Source organism: Dactylosporangium fulvum, from assembly GCF_025137375.1.
In the GTDB taxonomy this organism is placed as follows: domain Bacteria; phylum Actinomycetota; class Actinomycetes; order Mycobacteriales; family Micromonosporaceae; genus Dactylosporangium; species Dactylosporangium fulvum.
Genome location: NZ_CP073720.1, coordinates 4,493,165 through 4,509,312, shown reverse-complemented (window position 1 = coordinate 4,509,312; position 16,148 = coordinate 4,493,165). Strand labels below are relative to the sequence as shown.

The following is a 16,148-nucleotide window of genomic DNA, read 5'->3' as shown; positions in this document are numbered from 1 at the left end:
GGAGTTGTGCTCGTTCGTGGCGGAGTTCTTCGAGGGTGGCGGTGTCGTCAGCGAGCCGCCGCGCGAGATCTGCGGCATGAGCGTGGGGCCCCAGCGAGCGGCGGCGGAGCCAGGACGTAGTGATCATCGGTGGGCCTACAGGCGGACCCGTCAGTCGGGTCGGCGAAACGGATGGTCGGCTCGCAGGCGCCAGGCCACAGTAATCATTAGCCCCGACACCAGCACGGCAGCGGCGGCGAAGCGTAGGCTGGCGCTGCCGGCACTCCACGGGAGCACGGTCAGGACGAACACGGCGGTGCTGGCCACGGCACTGGTCATGGCCCAGGCTGGCCGGGTCTGGGCGAACCGCCGGGCGAACACCGGACCGGCCGCGATCATCGACAGGAACGCCATGGCCGCGAACACGATGTGCAGGTTGTTGCTGAGGGTGGCATGCTCGGGCAGCTTGTCCGGGGTGCCGACAGGCCAGCCCAGGGCCGGGTCCGGGTGGAACAGGCCGCCGCCGATCATGCCGATGCCGTAGATGGCGATCAGTAGCGGTCCCGCCGCTGCGGCCGGGCCAGTTTCGTCGGGGTTGCGCATGGTCCGGCGGGCGGCGACGGCAAACAGGATTGCCAATACACCGGTGCCGATGAAATTGGCGATCTGTAGCCAGCCGAGGTCTCCGAGGGTCAGTGAACTCAGCCCGTGCCGGCGGATGTTGAAGCCGTCGCGGATGAACGCCTGCGCGAAGGAGCCGAGGGGGAACAGTACGCCGGCGGCGAGGCCGGCAACCAGCAGCCTTCTGGACCGGTCGTGGCGGGGTGCGGTGGCGGGCATCGTAGCGCTCCTTGCACAACTTGGGATTTGCCAACACCACGAGCCGGCCGGGCGAAGATGGACCGAGCCGCCGACCGGAATTGTGTGATGTCCGTCACAGCATCCGGCGGCGATATTTTGGCCCGGTGTGTCCTTCCGGCGGGCTGCCGTTCGTGGGGAACTTGTGTGGCGGCCCAGCCGCATGACGTTGCGACAGACAGCACAGGAGACGATCATGAAGTACATGTTGCTGATCCACGCCGGCGCGCAGGATGACGGCGACGAGGCCGGCGAGGGTGGCGGCTTCGAGGCGTGGATGACATACGACCGGCAGGTGAAGGAGGCGGGGATCTGGGTGGCCGGCGAGTCGCTCGCCGACCTGGTGACCGCCACGACGGTACGGGTGGCTGCAGACGGCAGGCCGATGGTGACCGACGGGCCGTTCGCCGAGACGCGCGAGGTCCTCGGCGGCTTCTATGTGATCGACGTGCCTGACCTCGACGCCGCGCTCGACTGGGCGACGCGCTGCCCCGGCGCCCGCGGGGGCGGTTCGGTCGTGGTCCGGCCGGTCGCCGACTTCGGCAACTGAGCCATGGCCGGCGAGTCGCTGCCGGAGGCGAGCGTCGAGGCGGTGTTCCGGGAGGAGCGCGGCCTGCTGCTCGCGGCGCTCGTCCGCCGCTTCGGCGACCTCGATCTGGCCGAGGAGGTCACGTCCGACGCGATCGAGGCGGCGCTGACCCGCTGGCCGGTCGACGGCGTCCCGCCCAAGCCCGGCGCCTGGCTGATGACCACCGCCCGGCGCCGGGCGATCGACCTGCTGCGGCGCGACCAGGCCTACGCGGCCCGGCTCGCGCTGCTGCAGGTCGAGGCGGACCGCTCCGGGCCCGCCCCGGCCGCGGACGCCGGGGGTGAGCTGCCCGACGAGCGGCTGCAGCTGTTCTTCACCTGCGCCCACCCCGCGCTGGCGGCCGACGACCGGGTGGCGCTGACGCTGCGCTGCCTGGCCGGGCTGACCACGCCCGAGGTCGCGCGCGCCTTCGTGGTGCCGACGGCGGTGATGGCCAAGCGGATCACGCGCGCGAAGCAGAAGATCCGGGAGGCCCGCATCCCGTTCCGCGTGCCGAGCGCCGAGGAGTTCCCGCGGCGGCTGCCGGCCGTCCTGCAGGTGCTGTACTCCGTGTTCACCGAGGGCTACACGGCGAGCTCCGGCCCGCACCTGCGCCGCGACAACCTCGCGGAGGAGGCCATCCGCCTGGTCCGGATCCTGCGCCGGCTGCTGCCTGGCGAGCGAGAGGTGACCGGGCTGCTGGGGTTGATGCTGCTCGTCCACGCCCGGCGCGCCGCCCGGACCGGTCCGACCGGCGACCTCGTTCTGCTCGAGGAGCAGGACCGCAGCCGCTGGGACCGCACGATGATCGAGGAGGGCCTCGCGCTGGTGCCGGTCGCGTTGACCGGCGGACCACCCGGCCCCTACGGCGTGCAGGCCGCAATCGCCGCGCTGCACGACGAGGCGGCGGACCTCGCCACCACCGACTGGCCGCAAGTGGTTGCGCTGTACGAAGTACTGCTGGCGCTCGTACCGTCGCCGATCATCGCGCTGAACCGAGCCGCGGCGGTGGCGATGCGCGACGGCCCGCAGGCCGGCCTCGCGCTGCTGACCGACATGGCCGAGGAGCCGGCACTACGCCGGTACCTCCCCTACTTCGTTGCGCGCGCCGACCTACTGCACCGGCTCGGCCGATACACCGAAGCCGTCACGGCCTACCGAGCGGCGCTCGACCTTGACAGCACCGAACCGGAGCGCGCACAGCTGCGACGCAAACTCGCCGCGGCCGAGAGAGCCGGCCGGCAGGACCGCACGCTCAGGTGAACGCTCATCGGCAGATGTGCGCAGGGAGGCATCGTTCATCATGACGGCCGACGCCTACGGACAGTGACCCTGCGTTCTTGTGGTGGTTCGGCCTGTTCCTCACGTAAGGGTCAACGAGTGGCGCTCGTTCTCACGAACACGGGCGCCAGACGAGCCGGCGAGGTGGAGCCGGAAAGTGGCGATCTGGGCCATGACGGCGCTGTCGCCGGTGAGTCCTTCGGCGAACAGGCGCCGCTCGGCGAGACCGACGCCGGCGTAGATGAAGGTGACGGGCAGTTCGTTGGCCAGCCATTTCAGGTGGTTGGACACGTCGACGCCGTCACGGCGGTTCGGATCGATGAAGTGCAGGTCATCGATGATCCCGATGCGGGTGTGGCAGGACAGCACGCAGTCGACGGCGAAGCTGGCCAGCTGCGCGGCGTTGGCGCGGTCGGTGCCGGGATGACCGTAGAACTCACAGATCATCCGGTTGAGCGTGCGCAGCGTCGTGCGCGAGGTCAGCCCGACCCGGAACACCGGCAGATGCTCGTGCCCATCAGCGGTGCGCTCACCGTGCCGGCGCCGCTGGACGCGGTCGAAGTCGCGGGCGAACGTGTTCGCGATCGTGGTCTTGCCCAGGCCCGGCAGCGCGTCGATGACCGCGGCGCCACGGACCCGGTCGGGGTCCTGCCGGTTCGTGGCGACAATCTGGTCGAGCTCGTCGTGGATCGCAGCCAGCTGCGGGGTCTTGATCGTGCCGAAGTTCGCGTGCCAATCGTGGCGGGCATCGTCGAAGTCGGCGCGGGCGTCGGCGCCGAGCCGGGCGAGCTGCCGGCGCGTCAGCAGGTCCGGGCGCACCCGCGACGCCGCGTCGGTCCAGCGGCGCCAGCCTTCTTTGCGCGACAGGGTGTAGAGCGCGGCCCCGGTCATCCGAGCACCTCGAACGCGTCGTCGTAGAACCCGGCGTCCAGGTCGGCCTCGTCATCATCGTCGCCGGCGATGACCACGACCGGCTCGACCACGGTGCGCGGCGGCACCTGCGTCGGTGGTGCTGGGGCGGCCGGCAGGGCGGCGTACTCGGTGGCCAGCCGCACCGCCATGCGCCGTTCCCGACGGTAGGTGACCAGGCCCGTGTCCCACCGCTGCAGCAGCTCGGCAAGGGCCTTCGCCGGGTCGAAGCCGCCCGCGCCGGTGGCGGCGAGCCGGCGGGCGTGCGCGGCGGCCTCGGCCGAGAACGGCGTGCCGAGCATCGGCTCGTGTTCCCAGTCGAGACGATGCCAACGCTGGTCGGCCGGGTCCTGGAACCAGGCGTGCCGGACGTCGTCCGGGTTCACCCGGATCGGCCACTTGCCCGCGAGGGCGCCGCCGTAGGGGCTGCGGGCGTTGCGGTAGCCATCCAAAGCGGGCCCGTTGTAGCGCAGGCCGTGCACCTCGACGCCGTAGTGCTGGATCGAACGGGCGGCCACCGGCAGGAAGTCCAGCGCCAGCTCCGGCGTGGCCGGGATGCGCAGCAGCCCAGCCTTGCCGATCCCGACCGCGAACATCTCCGCCGGCGACAACTGCAGATGCGGCCACTCCGCGACGGCCAGACCGTCGTGTTTCGCCCGGTGATAGACGGTCGCGACCCACTCCCGGATCACGTCCTGCAGCTCATGCAGGAACAGGAACGCCTCGTCCTCGACCCGCTCGCCCCGCGAGTAGATGTCCGGGCCCTTGTAGGCCGGCAGATGCTGGATCAGGCCCTCGCGCAGCGTGCGGAAGAACCGCTCGACCGTCGGCTTGTCCGTCGGCTTGTGCGGCTGCGCCGGCTGGATCGAGATCCCCAGCCGGGTGCAGACCGCCCGGACATGCGCCGACAGGAACACCTTGCCGTGATCGACCACGATCGTCTCCGGTGCGCAGCCCGGCTCCGACCCTGGCGTGCTGCCGTCGTCGACGAGCACGGTCGCCGGGACGCCGTGATAGGGCCAGGCCGCGTCCCGCGTCCCGCCCGCGGGCTCCGGGCGCCCGGCGACGGCCTCGAGAGGCCGCCAAGGCTGGAGGGTCGGCCATTGCGTCGGCTGCGAACGCCGGGTTCGCGTGCTGTATGAGCACTGCCGAATGTGCCGCACCCAGGCCATCGCGCAACTCGGGAAGATGCGGCTGCGGGGCCCGGTCCCGGCCGGGGTGAAGCTGGAGCACTGGCAATTGTTCCTGGCGGGCTTCGGCTATGAGGTGCACTCACCTCTGCCGCAGGAGCAGGTCACCGGCCACGCTGTGGCCGTTCCGCTGACCTGGCAGCTGCCCGGTCAGCTGTCGCTGTTCAGCTGGCCGCGCGACTTCACCCGGTTCATCCGGGCCACCCACGCCAATCCCGGCAACCCGGCGCTGATCCACGCCCGGGCGGTCGCCCGCGGCCTGGCCGAGGCGCGAGGCTGGTCGCATCATCTCGTCGACGAAATCGACGATGCGCTGGTGGTGCTGCTGTCGGGGCACGCACCCGGTGACCGGCTGACCTACACCGAGATCGGTCACGTCGACCGGCTCGGCTACAACGTCTCCCGCACCGCCGAGGTGATCGCCCACCTCGGGCTGCTCGACGACGACCGGGTCGACACCACCGACCGGTGGCTGACCGGGAAACTTACCCTGCTCGCTGCGGCCATCGCCGAGGACGTCCAGGCCTGGGCCTCCCACCTGCGTCACGGAGGGCCACGCAGCAGACCGCGGGCGTCAGCCACCATGCGCAACTACCTGGGCGCCGCGCTGCCCGCCCTGATCTCGTGGTCCGTGCGCTACAGCCACCTGCGTGAGGTCACCCGCGACGATGTTCGCGAGCATCTCGACACGTTGGTGGGGCTGCCTCGTAAACGCTGCCTGGTTGGGCTGCGCTCGCTGTTTCGCTACTGCAAACGCGCCGGGCGCATCTTCCGGAACCCGACCGCACGCCTGAGCGCCGGCAACGTCGGCAGCGGCCTACCCATGCCGATTCCCGACGGCCTACTCGCCCAGGCAGTACGAGCGTGCACCACGCCCGCGCAGCGGCTGCTGCTCGCGTTGGCTGCCATCCACGCAGCCCGGCCCGTCGCATTGCGGGACATGATGCTCGACGACGTCGACCTTCCAGGCCGCCGGCTGACGATCAACGGCCACGCACGCAGGCTCGACGAGGTAACCGCGATCCTGCTCGAGCGGTACCTCGCCGACCGGCAGCGACGTTGGCCGCACACCCTCAACCGGCACCTGTTCCTCAGCGAGCAGACCGGACACGACCAGCGCCCCGTCAGCGACTGGTGGCTTGACAAACCGCTGCAGGGGCTGAACGTGACGCTCAAACAGATCAGCATGGACCGGCAGCTCGAGGAGGCTCTGAACCACGGCCCGGATGCGCTGCACCTGGCCTCCCTGTTCGGCATCGGCGAGCGCACCGCCATGCGCTACGCCGACGCGGCACGTCAGCTACTCGCCACCCCACCAGCACCTTCTGACCGGGCCAGTTCGAGCATCAGCTCGGCTAACGCCGCCCCAGTGGCACCGTTCAGCTAATCACTCTGAGTTATCGGCAGAGTCTGGACGCGCTCGGATTGCGGCATGTGTGTGGACTTGACCAGGCGCACGGCAGCCCGTGCGCGCGATCACCGGCGAACCGGTAAACGGTCTCAGCCCGGCGTCGCCGGAAGCCAGTGCTCCGGCATCGAGATGTCCGGGGCGGACCGGACAACCTTGCCCACCGCCAGTACCTCGGCTTCGGTCGCGCCGCGGGACGTCGTCATGGCCAGGGTCAGCTCGCCGAACTCCGGCAGTTGCAGCTGCACTCCGTCCTCGAAGGGCACCAACGCCGCCGGCCAGCCGGCCACCTTGCGGTCCAGCGCAGCGTCTTCGTCGTCCTTCGTGCGCGGCTCCCGTTTCACGACGATCATCATGATGCGGTGCGCCGTGCCGGTTTGGCTGTAGGTGATGGTCGCGCCGTCCAGGGACGCCCGCTGCTGTTCGGGCAGCAACCGCAGCGAGACGTCGCAGTCCTCCACGGCGTAGCCGGTCGGCAAGGCGACGGGCGCGGCCGGCACGGCGCAGTGCGTGCGACGGTCGAGGCGGACGTGCTCGGCCAGCTCCATGGCGAGTGCATCGCTGCCGGCGGTCACGTGCATCCACACCCCGGCACCGTCGGCGATCTCCCACACCACCCGGTGGAAGTCGCCGGAGCGGTACAGCGTCGCCGTGCGCTGCCCCACGGTGAGCGCCTGCGTCGATTCCGCGGCTTCGATCGGCGTCGGCTTGTCCAGCAACTGCAGCTGGGCGCTGGCCCCCCGATCGTCTCGGAGCCGCAGCTCCGGCTCCAGCCCGAACCGCGCGTCGTACAGGTCGTACGCGGCAGGGATCGCATCGAGTGCGAACGGCAACTCGTCCGGGCCGCCGGCGGTCACCTCGGCGCGGCTCGGCAAGCGAGACGCGTCGGTCGTGGGCAGCCCGGGAACGCCGGGCACGACGACGAGCGGGGAAACACCGACCGGCATCGACGGCTCGCCGTGGTTGCGGTACACCGCGATACCGATGACCAGGGCACCGGTCACCACCAAGGCGGTACTTCCGGTGGCCAATCGGCGCGTCGCGATCCGGCGTCGGCCCCGCCTGGCGGCGCGCTGCGCCAGGACGGTGAGGTCCGCCCGGCTTTCGGCCCGCTCACGAAGTGTCTCGGTCAGCAGTTCGTCGATCATGTCACGCTCCCAGAGGTCGAGGTGCTCGGTGCCGAGAAATGTCCCCGCAAGGTCGCCAGCCCGCGCATGGCATGGGTCCGGACGGTCGCCGTGGAGCACGATAGGATCTCGGCGATCGCCGCGTCGTCGAGGTCTTCGTAGTACCGCAAGACCAGGACTGCGCGCTGTTTCGGCGGCAGCGCGCTGATGAGGCGCCACATCGCGTCCCGGTCGGCCACGGCCTGCTCATGGTCGCCGCCGCCGCGGCGATCGGGGACGGCATCGATCGTGACTTCCCGGTTGGTCAGCCGCCGCCACCACGAGATGTTCGCGTTGACGAGCATGCGGCGCACGTACACGTCGGGGCGGTCGGCAGTACTGATCCGCTGCCATTTCGTATATGCGCTGACCAGCACCTCCTGCACAAGGTCCTCGGCCCGGTGCGGGTCGCCGGTCAGCAGGCAGGCAAGGCGAAGCAGCGCGGGCCCGCGGGCGTACACGTACTCGTGGAAGTCCATCTTCCGAACAGACGCATCCAGCGGCCGCAACCGTTGACCCATCACGCGGTATATCGCAGGCCAGGCGTGATCCCGCTGAGCGCACATCGGCAGATCCGGACGCCGTCGCGGCAGCTCACCACTACTTTGCGTAGTCCGCGGGCTCGTATGGCGGTTGCTGTGAACTTCCTGGTGTAAGCGGCTTTGCACCGGAACTCGTACGCCGACACTTGCCGGCGGTCCGCGAGCCGGTACGGGTCTGTGCTGGCTCAGATAGCGCGCGGCGGCTGCTGGAGCGTGCCGAGCAGGCATCAGCGGCGTCGACGGCGCCGTAGGCCGCTCGGGCGTCATTGCGGTGACGTAGGCGGCGTCAGCGCTGGGCGTTCTACGTCAGCGGAATCGCCGGACGGACCCGCATCGTGCCGAAGTTGTCGTCGCTCGCGACCTCGGCCGCATAGTGGACATCGCGGTACGCCGTGGCGATCGTAAGCCAGGAAAGGAAGCTGCCAACGCCGCCGCACACGGCACTGCCACCGTCGCCGCCGCACACGACGTCACGGCTGGCGGTGCGCTCCTCGCAATATGGGTCCTGACCGATGTGGAGGCCGAACAGGTTGGGCCCGCGGTGGGGTCCGGTCTTTGCCGACCACGGGTCGCTGTCCGGGTTGGCGTCGCCCCATCGGAACAGGGTTGTAGCGCCGGCACCGCACGCATGTTCCCATTCGTCCGGCGTCAGCAGCCGCTGCCCGAGCGCGGCAAGCCGGGCGACCTCGCCATCGAAGGAAGGCGAGCCGAGCAACCAGGCGGCCTCGACCGTCCAGTCCGGCCGGAGGATCGCGCGGGCGGCGCCCGACCATTCGATCTGCCGCGGCGGAGGCTCCATCGCCGGTCCGGGTCGACGGCGGGTCCGGTCGACACGCCGCACGATGTCCGGATGGTCGGGCGGCACAGCAACGGCACCCGCCTCGACCGCCTCCACAGCCACCAGTAACGGTGGCACTACGACCGTCCGCACGGGGGAGGTGACCGAGTCGGTGAACTGCCGGATGTCGCCCTCGATGCCGTATTCGTCCGCGCTGTCGGCGAAGCTCGCCTCCTGCTGCGGCGTCGGCTCGAACCGGTCACCGTCGAACCCGACCGCCACCTCACCACCTGGCACGAACGCAAACTGCTCGCCGCCCACCGCGAACAGCGCGACCGGTCCGCGCCGACCGGCAGACTCATGCGGCCGGACCTCGGCCAATTCGGCACCGGACCGCCCGGCGATCGACCTCGCTACCGATTCGGCGGCGTCGACATCAAGGCTGAACCACTGCGCTGCGTCAACGATCACAGCCGCAGCCTAGCGGGCGATGTCGGCGGGCTGTCGCAGCCCGGCTAAACCCAGCCTCACCAGCGGAGATACTACCGCCGCCACGGCCATAGCCACGCCGGACGACACGTGCTCGGCAACGGCGCCAGCGATCGTCGCGTCGACTCCACCAGCCCCAACCTTCGGGTGAGGTCAACGACGCGCTGCTCACCGCACGCCAGTTCGTGCACGGTCGTCAGCCGTGTCTTGTCACCCAGGCTGCGGAACGACGCCATCACCAGGGCCAGATACGGCCACACATGCAGGATCGCGCCCGGCCCGTTGGCTCCGTGACGGGAGCGCTGCCCACAGAATCTCGGACGCCCCGTGCGGCCGACCTGCACGGGGCGCCATTGTTGCCCTTCAATCAGCTCCCCAGCGGGGGCACGGGCGCTCTGCTGAATCCAACCGCCACTGGTCGAAGCGATTCACCGGACTCGTTGGGCGATCCTCAGCTCAGTCAGGTAGCGCTTGACAATTTGACCCCCGTAGTCGACGTCAATCAGCCGCGCGATGGAGTTCAGCAGTGCGCTCCGCTGCACGTCCGGCAAGGCACGGTGTCCGGAGTAGGTCAACAGCAGATCCAGGTAGTCAGCTGTCGAGTATGGCAGCTCCCACTCGTATCGGTAGAACTTCGCAGGCCCGAATCGCCCCGACGAGGTGAGCTCCCGATCGTCTTCGACGATGTCACGAGCAGTCTCAAGACGCAGGCCCGGTGGGGTCGACGGATCGAAGCGCTCGTAGCACTTCTGGATCTCAACGAAGAATGCCTCGGTCCAGGTGCCGCCAGCGATGTGGTGGGTTCCCACGGTGGCCAGCAGGCCACCGAGACGCAAAGCGTCAGCAGACTTCGACACCCGCACCGCGGGGTCGATCCAGTGAAACGCGGTAGCGGAGAACACCACGTCGAACGGTTCACCGGGCAAGGGCCACTCCTCGAACGCCGCCGTAACGACCTCCACCGCGTCGAACGCGGCAAGATTTCGCCGAGCCACAGCCGCCATGTCCGTGCCCAACTCGACAGCCACGATGCGGTAGCCCCGCTCGGCCAACGGCACAGTCGCCTGCCCAGTGCCACAGCCGATCTCCAGCACTCTTGCCCTAGGCGCTACCCCGGCCGCAGCGAGATCATCAAACATCTGCACTGGGTATCGAGGGCGGGCACGGTCATACCGTGCAGCGTCCTCATTGAAGGTCTCTCGCAACCTCACGTAGTCATTGCTATCGCTCACCAACAGAGAGTACGAGCGCAGCTCCTACGGCAGGCACCCAATTCTCGATGCCAGGCACGGCAGGGTGCACCTGCCGATCGTTACCGGAATTCGCAATAACGTGCCCGTTCCACGACGACGCCTTCTGGGCCCGGCTCAAGGCTGGCAGCCCGGACGAGTGGGCCGACGCGGTCGCCTTCGATCGGGCGATCCGGTGCGGGTCGGCGCGGGCCAACGCTGGCGGGCATCCGCTGCGCGGACAGTTCTTCCTGCACCGTCAGCGGGTGCCCCGCGACGGCGTCGTCCTGCGGCCCAAGCCGGCGGCCGAGGCGGACGGTGACGAGCCGGGGTGCGGGCCGTGGACCTGCCCGCACCCCGCTGACACCTCCGCCACCGCCGAGCCCTTCACCGAGCCCTCCATTGAGCGGCAGTCCGGCGGCGTGTCTGCGTCGCGGGAGGTGGCGTGAGTGACCATCCCACCGGCGCCCGGCTGGGCGAGCGCGCCACCGCGGCCGGGGCAGGCGTCGATGCTGCCGGGCCGCGGATCGGGTCGCTGCGCACCGGCTACGGCGGGCTCGACCTCGCCGTCGAGCTGGTGCTCGGCGGCCGGCTCGCCTGGTACGCCGAAACCGACCCGCACGCCCGCACCGTCCCCACCCACCACTGGCCCCGTGTCCCCAACCTCGGCGACATCCGCACCACCGACTGGACCAGCGTCGAACCAGTCGAGATCCTCACCGCCGGATTCCCCTGCCAGGACATCTCCAACGCCGGCAAACGCGCCGGCATCACCGGCGAACACTCCAGCCTGTGGACCGCCGTCGCCGACGCCGTTCGCCAGCTTCGACCCCCGCTCGTCTTCGTGGAGAACGTCGCCGCACTCCTCCACCGCGGCTTCGACGCCGTCCACGCCGACCTGGCCCAGATCGGGTACGACACGCGCTGGGCATGCCTACGCGCATCCGACATCGGCGCAGCCCACCGCCGCGACCGGCTGTTCCTGCTGGCCGCCGATCAACACCGACTCCGCCCAGGCACCAACCCTGCCGACGCCGTGCGCTCGTGACGGTCGCGGCGTAGGCCACCAGTACGGCCTGCCCGACCTCGTCCAGCCCGGCGGCACCCGTCACCACCTGCTGCCCGCCCGGCCGCCGGCTACGCCGCTGCTGCCGACGCCGACAGCGGCCCCGTACGGGGCCAACCAGTCCCCCTCACCAGGCGCGGCGGTCCGGCCGAGCCTGGACAGCTTTGCCGTTTGCGGTGTTCTCATGATCCTTCGCGGACAGCTCTGCGAGCCCGACTGACGGCTGACATAGAGAAGGTAGCCCTCGATCTCGCGGACGTCGCATGCCATGAACGCGTCGAGGATTTCTCGCGTCTTGTCGCTGAGCACCTGGTCCCGGCGAGGTCCGTCGGGGTTGAGGTAGCACGCGAGCTGCGGGACTGGGTCGACCAGTCCGTTGTCGTACGCGGACTTGAGAACTCGACCGACCGAGCCGGGGCCAGCCTCTGCGACGAGGCCGCGGAGTACGCCGATAGCCGCACGGGCCGACGTCAGACGAGTCCGCACCACGCCCGCTCCAGCGAGGTCGTCACGGAGAAGGCTGCCGTGCAGTGCGCCAGGATGCCCGGGATACCCACGGACGGCGGTTCCCACCGCTCCCTCTCGACGGCCACGTCGATGAATCTGGAGTCGAGTCGTATTCATGGCCACCGCCGACCTCTGCCTGCCACTTCGCTGGCTTTGGGGTCGGCGGCGGCCATGGAAGTCGTTAGGGTGCGCTACTTGTGTTGGATGGTCATCTCAGAGACCACGAGTCCACCACCGAAGTCGACTGTTCGGCCGCGCGGATTCGCGTAGGTGTAGGAGGTGCAGTCGACGTAGTCGGCCCGTTCCCCATTGACGAGACAGCTGAACTGCCTGAAGGCTTCGCTCGGGTTTACGGCGACATAACCGTTGCGGTTCAGGACGTAGTTCGTTCCGTTGACATTCACGGTCCAGTTGTTGTCGGAGAAGTTGAGGTAGATCTTCAGATCGTTGGAGTACTCGATGGACAGGCGCGCTTTGGTGAAGTTGTAGCCGTTCTTGATCGCCGTGTTCACATCGAAGGAAGTCCCGTTGGCTCCGAAGTAGGTGATCGCGACCACGGTCACGGCCGTGTCAAGGTACTGCGACTGGATGGCGCGGAACATGTAGTACGCGTTGACCTGTTGCTCGACCATGCCGTGGTGGAGTTCGCCGATGAAGCCGGTGTGTCCGTAGGCGATGGCCATCGAGTTGTACCGGTCGAAGTCGAAGTAGAATCCTGCTCTCACTTGGAGTGCTGCGCCGCTTGGCAGTGGCTGAGGTAGGGCGGTCTGGCAGTTGACGACAGTTCCTGGCGGCGTGGCGTGCGAGTGGGGTTGCCACCGGCGGGATGACGTCGTCTGCTCCGCGTACGCGATGTATGCGTAGTAGCTGACGTGGTCGCCAGCAGCAAGATTACCGTCAGGCCGGAAGGAGAAGTAGAGCAGGTCGTCCTTCTCGACGCATATCCAATATTGGCCGGGCTGGTTGGGGTTCATCTTATTCGAGGAGTCGAAACCGTTCTGGAACACCTCGACCGTGAATCCGGCCGAACTGGCGCCGACATACTCGGTGAAGTTGAATCCGAGGAAGAGAGTTCCTGGCGCGGGCGCCCTGAACGCTGCGACCGGATACCGTTCATTGGTTGCGAAAGCGACGCCGACGCCGCTGTGCATGAGCGGGGCTATGCTGACAGCTGTTTGGCCGTCTGTGTCGGCCCAGTGCTCTCCACCGAGGTCGGCGTCGTGTGCGAGCCGGAGCTTGGTGAGGTGGGTGCTGGCGCCTGAGCCCGTTGCGGCGAAGTATTGGAGCCCGTAGTCATCTTGCAGGCCGGAACCGAGCTGTGCGAGGTTGGTCGAATGATTGGTCGGATCTGATCCGCACAGCTCGTAGTTCGTGTGCGTCACCGGTGAGAGGACTGCGGGTTCCTCTACGTCGGCGTAGGCGACCCAGGCGTAGTAGCCGCATCTGTCGCCAGGCACGGTCGTGCCATTCGTTCTGAAGACGAGATAGAGCATGTCCCCTTTGAGCACCTTGGCCCAGTACTCGTCACCCGCTTCCTTGGAGACCTCACATTCGGGCCCGAAACCGTTGTGACAGACGGTCAGTGTGAACCCGCCGGAACCCGGTTGCGGGTAGGCGGTTGCGCTGAACCGGGCGACCATCCACCCGGACTCCGGCGCCTTGAATCCGATAACCGGGTAGGTGGTGCTGCCCGGGTCCGCGACACCGATGCCGGGGTACAGGAGCGGAGCGACAAGCGAGCGCCGTCCGGCCCCGTCGTCGTGGTACCAGTATTCGCCGCCCATCGCTGTATCGCTCCCGCGCGACATCAGCGTGAGAGTGGTGCCCTGACCCGATCCGGCCGCGGCGAAGTAGTAGACCCCATGATCACCGACGGCGCCCGTGGAGAGTTTGGCAAGGTTTGGGACACCGGTTCCCGTATTGGCGGCACTGAGTTCGTACCTGATCCTCGCGGCGTCCGGGTCGAAGCGCCATGGATAGCCCATGCCCTGGTTTGCTTGGAGCGGGCGGATGTGGCGCAGTTCGTAGTCCGGCATGATCCGACCGCTTTGCAGCCCGGTGATCTCTCGCTCGGTCGCGTCGATATGGCCGGCGTACGCTGAGCCGAATGCTCGTGCGCCTTGAGCCCCCTCGGACATGACGGGGCCCTGGTAGATGCCCTTCATGCCTTCGAAGAGGGCGACGTTGTCTGCGACCACCTGCGCGAGGGATCGTGAAGTCGAGCTATCGGCGTTGAGGGTGACTTGGTTCATCACCGACGGATCCACGCCGCCGTTGACGTCGAGAAATGCGCTGCTGGTGTGATAGTTGTTCTTGATCAGGTTCGACTCGATCTCGGCGTACTCGAGCATCTGGTCAGACTTGTTCGCGTATGAGGTCGTCAGCCATCCATGGCGCAGGTTGCCGTTGGCGTCTTGCGCGAGCTTCTCTTCGACGTTGGGTACATTCCAGTACTGGTTGGTCGCCGAGGGATACATGAACCAGTAATCCTCGTGGAGCGCGACGGTCCAGGAGAGGTTGTGCGCTGTCGCCAGATAGTTCGCGAAGCTCTTTGCCGATCCCCAGGTGGTGGAGGCGGGATAGTGGGCAGGGTTCGAGATGTCGAGCGTGTCCCGCTGCCAGCGGTGGTCGATCAGCAGCAGGTCATCCATCCCGAACCGCTCGTGGAGCATTCGGTAGTGCCGCTTCCGTTCTTGATACGACGGGCGGTATTCCCACGTGTCGTAGATGACCAGGCTGTCGAGCGTATCGCGGTAGGCCGACTTTGTGGCATTGGTCAGGTACACACAGTCGAGCAGGTCGGCGGACGCTGTGACGTACATCGTCTCGTCCAGTGGGTTCGTCTCGCCCGCTGAGTTGAGTTCATAGTGCGCCACCATGCCATGCGTGGCCGCGCCTGAGGTGACGCCCGGGGAGTTGTCAAGGAGCGTGGAACCGGTCTTCGCCTTGTCCAGGTAGGCGGAGACGAAGTAGGCCTGGTCGACCAGAGTGACCGCAACCTCTTCGACGAACACCGACGTGTGCTGGGAGAGGCTCGAGGAGGTGACGGCCCGACCCGTTCCGAAGCCGGTGTAGCCGCCGCGTCCGCGTGAGCTGTCGCTGGTCGCGCGGATCATGAGCGACTTCTTGAGCAGCTGGAAACTGAAGGTCTTGGTGGTGTCGACACTCGCAAGGCTGTCGACGTACGTCAACGTCAGTACCTGGTTGGCGAAGGCCGTCGTCATGGACGTGGTGGCGGCGTTGGCGAGGCCTTCTGGTGCCAGTTCGCTGCCGCTCAGTGGCAGATAGTAGGTGCCGGCACCGGCTACCGCGGTGATGGGGCCTCGATTGTCGACTCGAACGCCAACTTCGATGAGCCCGTTCTGCACCTGGGGCGAGGCCAGGTTGACCGTGTAGACGACTGTGTGCCCGCCTTCGGTATAGGTGAACGTGCACACGTTGTTCGCCGCATCGTAGACGGCGCTCGTCGACCCGGACCGCCGCGCTGCGATCGGGCGCAAGTGGATGTCCCAGGCTAGCGGAGCCAATGGGGTGGACACGGTCTGAGGTTTGGCGTGTGCTCGGCGCGGATCAAGGCCGATGTTGAGTGCCGCCGCACCACCGACAGCCAACGTCGTGATCAAGAGTTTGCGTCGAGATAGTTCCATGACGGCGTCCGCCTCCTCGCGCTGGTATCGATCCCTGTGACCGTGCGCCCATCCTTCAGTCGACCCCACTTGTACGTCAAGTGTTTCGACATAGACGAGCCGAAGTAGGCTCCGTAACGCCGATCTTGTAGGAGAAGTGTTGCGTCTCGTGGCGCCATGTGCGCCCTGCAGGTCAGCCGGACCCGCGCCACCGTGCAGCAAGTGACCAGCCCAGCATTGATGCTGGCAGGCGCACCTCTGCGGTCGTTCGAAGGAGTCCGGTTCGGGCCCCTGGTCGGCGACGGCCACGCGTCCGCGACGGCCACGAAGGCGGGCCTGGGACGCGTGCGACTACACGCCATCTTGTGTGATAACTGCCGGAGCGGTCCGTCATCCTTGCCGACAAAATCAACTGGCAGAGGTACGAGTTGTACACTCCCGTGTCGGGCTGGGCGCGGTCAGTGGCCGAGCACACCGGTGGGCTCGGGATGACGCTATGACAGCGTCAGCAACGACGGTCTACGGCACGCCTATCTCCGCGGTGGTAGCGGG

14 protein-coding genes are annotated in these 16,148 nt (G+C 68.0%); 5 read left to right on the top strand and 9 right to left on the bottom strand.

Annotated elements, in window-relative coordinates:
• Positions 1-150 precede the first annotated feature (150 nt).
• Positions 151-819 (bottom strand): DUF998 domain-containing protein, encoded by a 669-nt coding sequence (locus Dfulv_RS21260; RefSeq protein ID WP_259865986.1) that lies wholly within the window; start codon positions 817-819, stop codon positions 151-153.
• 214 nt (positions 820-1,033) lie between these two features.
• Here Dfulv_RS21260 and Dfulv_RS21255 point away from each other — a divergent pair, with 214 nt between their 5' ends.
• A complete protein-coding gene (locus tag Dfulv_RS21255; RefSeq protein WP_259865984.1) occupies positions 1,034-1,387 on the top strand; it encodes a YciI family protein in 354 nt (117 codons plus the stop codon).
• Positions 1,388-1,390: 3 nt separating this feature from the next.
• Positions 1,391-2,668: an RNA polymerase sigma factor gene (locus Dfulv_RS21250; protein WP_259865982.1), complete on the top strand. Its 1,278-nt coding sequence runs from the start codon at positions 1,391-1,393 to the stop codon at positions 2,666-2,668.
• A 99-nt stretch (positions 2,669-2,767) separates the two neighbouring features.
• Here the strand turns inward: Dfulv_RS21250 and Dfulv_RS21245 are convergent, their stop codons facing one another.
• Positions 2,768-3,577, bottom strand: coding sequence for a TniB family NTP-binding protein (locus Dfulv_RS21245; RefSeq protein WP_259865981.1), 810 nt, complete (start codon positions 3,575-3,577; stop codon positions 2,768-2,770).
• Complete coding sequence (locus Dfulv_RS21240; RefSeq protein ID WP_259865979.1) at positions 3,574-4,590, bottom strand: Mu transposase C-terminal domain-containing protein; 1,017 nt, start codon at positions 4,588-4,590, stop codon at positions 3,574-3,576. The genes Dfulv_RS21245 and Dfulv_RS21240 overlap by 4 nt, the downstream gene beginning before the upstream one ends.
• Before the next feature lie 157 nt (positions 4,591-4,747).
• Between Dfulv_RS21240 and Dfulv_RS21235 the strand changes: the two genes are divergently transcribed.
• Positions 4,748-6,172 (top strand): site-specific integrase, encoded by a 1,425-nt coding sequence (locus Dfulv_RS21235; protein ID WP_259865977.1) that lies wholly within the window; start codon positions 4,748-4,750, stop codon positions 6,170-6,172.
• A 113-nt stretch (positions 6,173-6,285) separates the two neighbouring features.
• On the opposite strand, the gene Dfulv_RS21230 is transcribed toward Dfulv_RS21235, so the two are convergent.
• The 4 genes from Dfulv_RS21230 to Dfulv_RS21210 form a co-directional block, all read right to left on the bottom strand.
• The gene (locus Dfulv_RS21230) at positions 6,286-7,341 is read right to left on the bottom strand and encodes a hypothetical protein (RefSeq protein WP_259865975.1); all 1,056 of its coding nucleotides are present in this window, start codon (positions 7,339-7,341) and stop codon (positions 6,286-6,288) included.
• Positions 7,338-7,838, bottom strand: a complete 501-nt coding sequence (locus Dfulv_RS21225; RefSeq protein WP_259865973.1) for a SigE family RNA polymerase sigma factor — start codon at positions 7,836-7,838, stop codon at positions 7,338-7,340. The genes Dfulv_RS21230 and Dfulv_RS21225 overlap by 4 nt, the downstream gene beginning before the upstream one ends.
• 364 nt (positions 7,839-8,202) lie before the next feature.
• Positions 8,203-9,060: a hypothetical protein gene (locus Dfulv_RS21220; RefSeq protein ID WP_259865971.1), complete on the bottom strand. Its 858-nt coding sequence runs from the start codon at positions 9,058-9,060 to the stop codon at positions 8,203-8,205.
• A gap of 536 nt (positions 9,061-9,596) precedes the next feature.
• Positions 9,597-10,307, bottom strand: a complete 711-nt coding sequence (locus Dfulv_RS21210) for a class I SAM-dependent methyltransferase (protein ID WP_259865969.1) — start codon at positions 10,305-10,307, stop codon at positions 9,597-9,599.
• A gap of 356 nt (positions 10,308-10,663) precedes the next feature.
• Between Dfulv_RS21210 and Dfulv_RS21205 the strand changes: the two genes are divergently transcribed.
• Positions 10,664-10,846, top strand: coding sequence for a hypothetical protein (locus Dfulv_RS21205; RefSeq protein WP_259865967.1), 183 nt, complete (start codon positions 10,664-10,666; stop codon positions 10,844-10,846).
• Positions 10,843-11,445, top strand: coding sequence for a DNA cytosine methyltransferase (locus Dfulv_RS21200; RefSeq protein ID WP_259865965.1), 603 nt, complete (start codon positions 10,843-10,845; stop codon positions 11,443-11,445). Before Dfulv_RS21205 ends, Dfulv_RS21200 begins: the two co-directional genes overlap by 4 nt.
• Positions 11,446-11,933: 488 nt before the next feature.
• Here Dfulv_RS21200 and Dfulv_RS21195 read toward each other — a convergent pair whose 3' ends face one another.
• Entirely contained in the window at positions 11,934-12,056 is a 123-nt protein-coding gene (locus tag Dfulv_RS21195) for a hypothetical protein (RefSeq protein WP_259865963.1), read from the bottom strand.
• 105 nt (positions 12,057-12,161) lie between these two features.
• Entirely contained in the window at positions 12,162-15,617 is a 3,456-nt protein-coding gene (locus Dfulv_RS21190; protein ID WP_259865961.1) for a hypothetical protein, read from the bottom strand.
• Positions 15,618-16,148 lie beyond the last annotated feature (531 nt).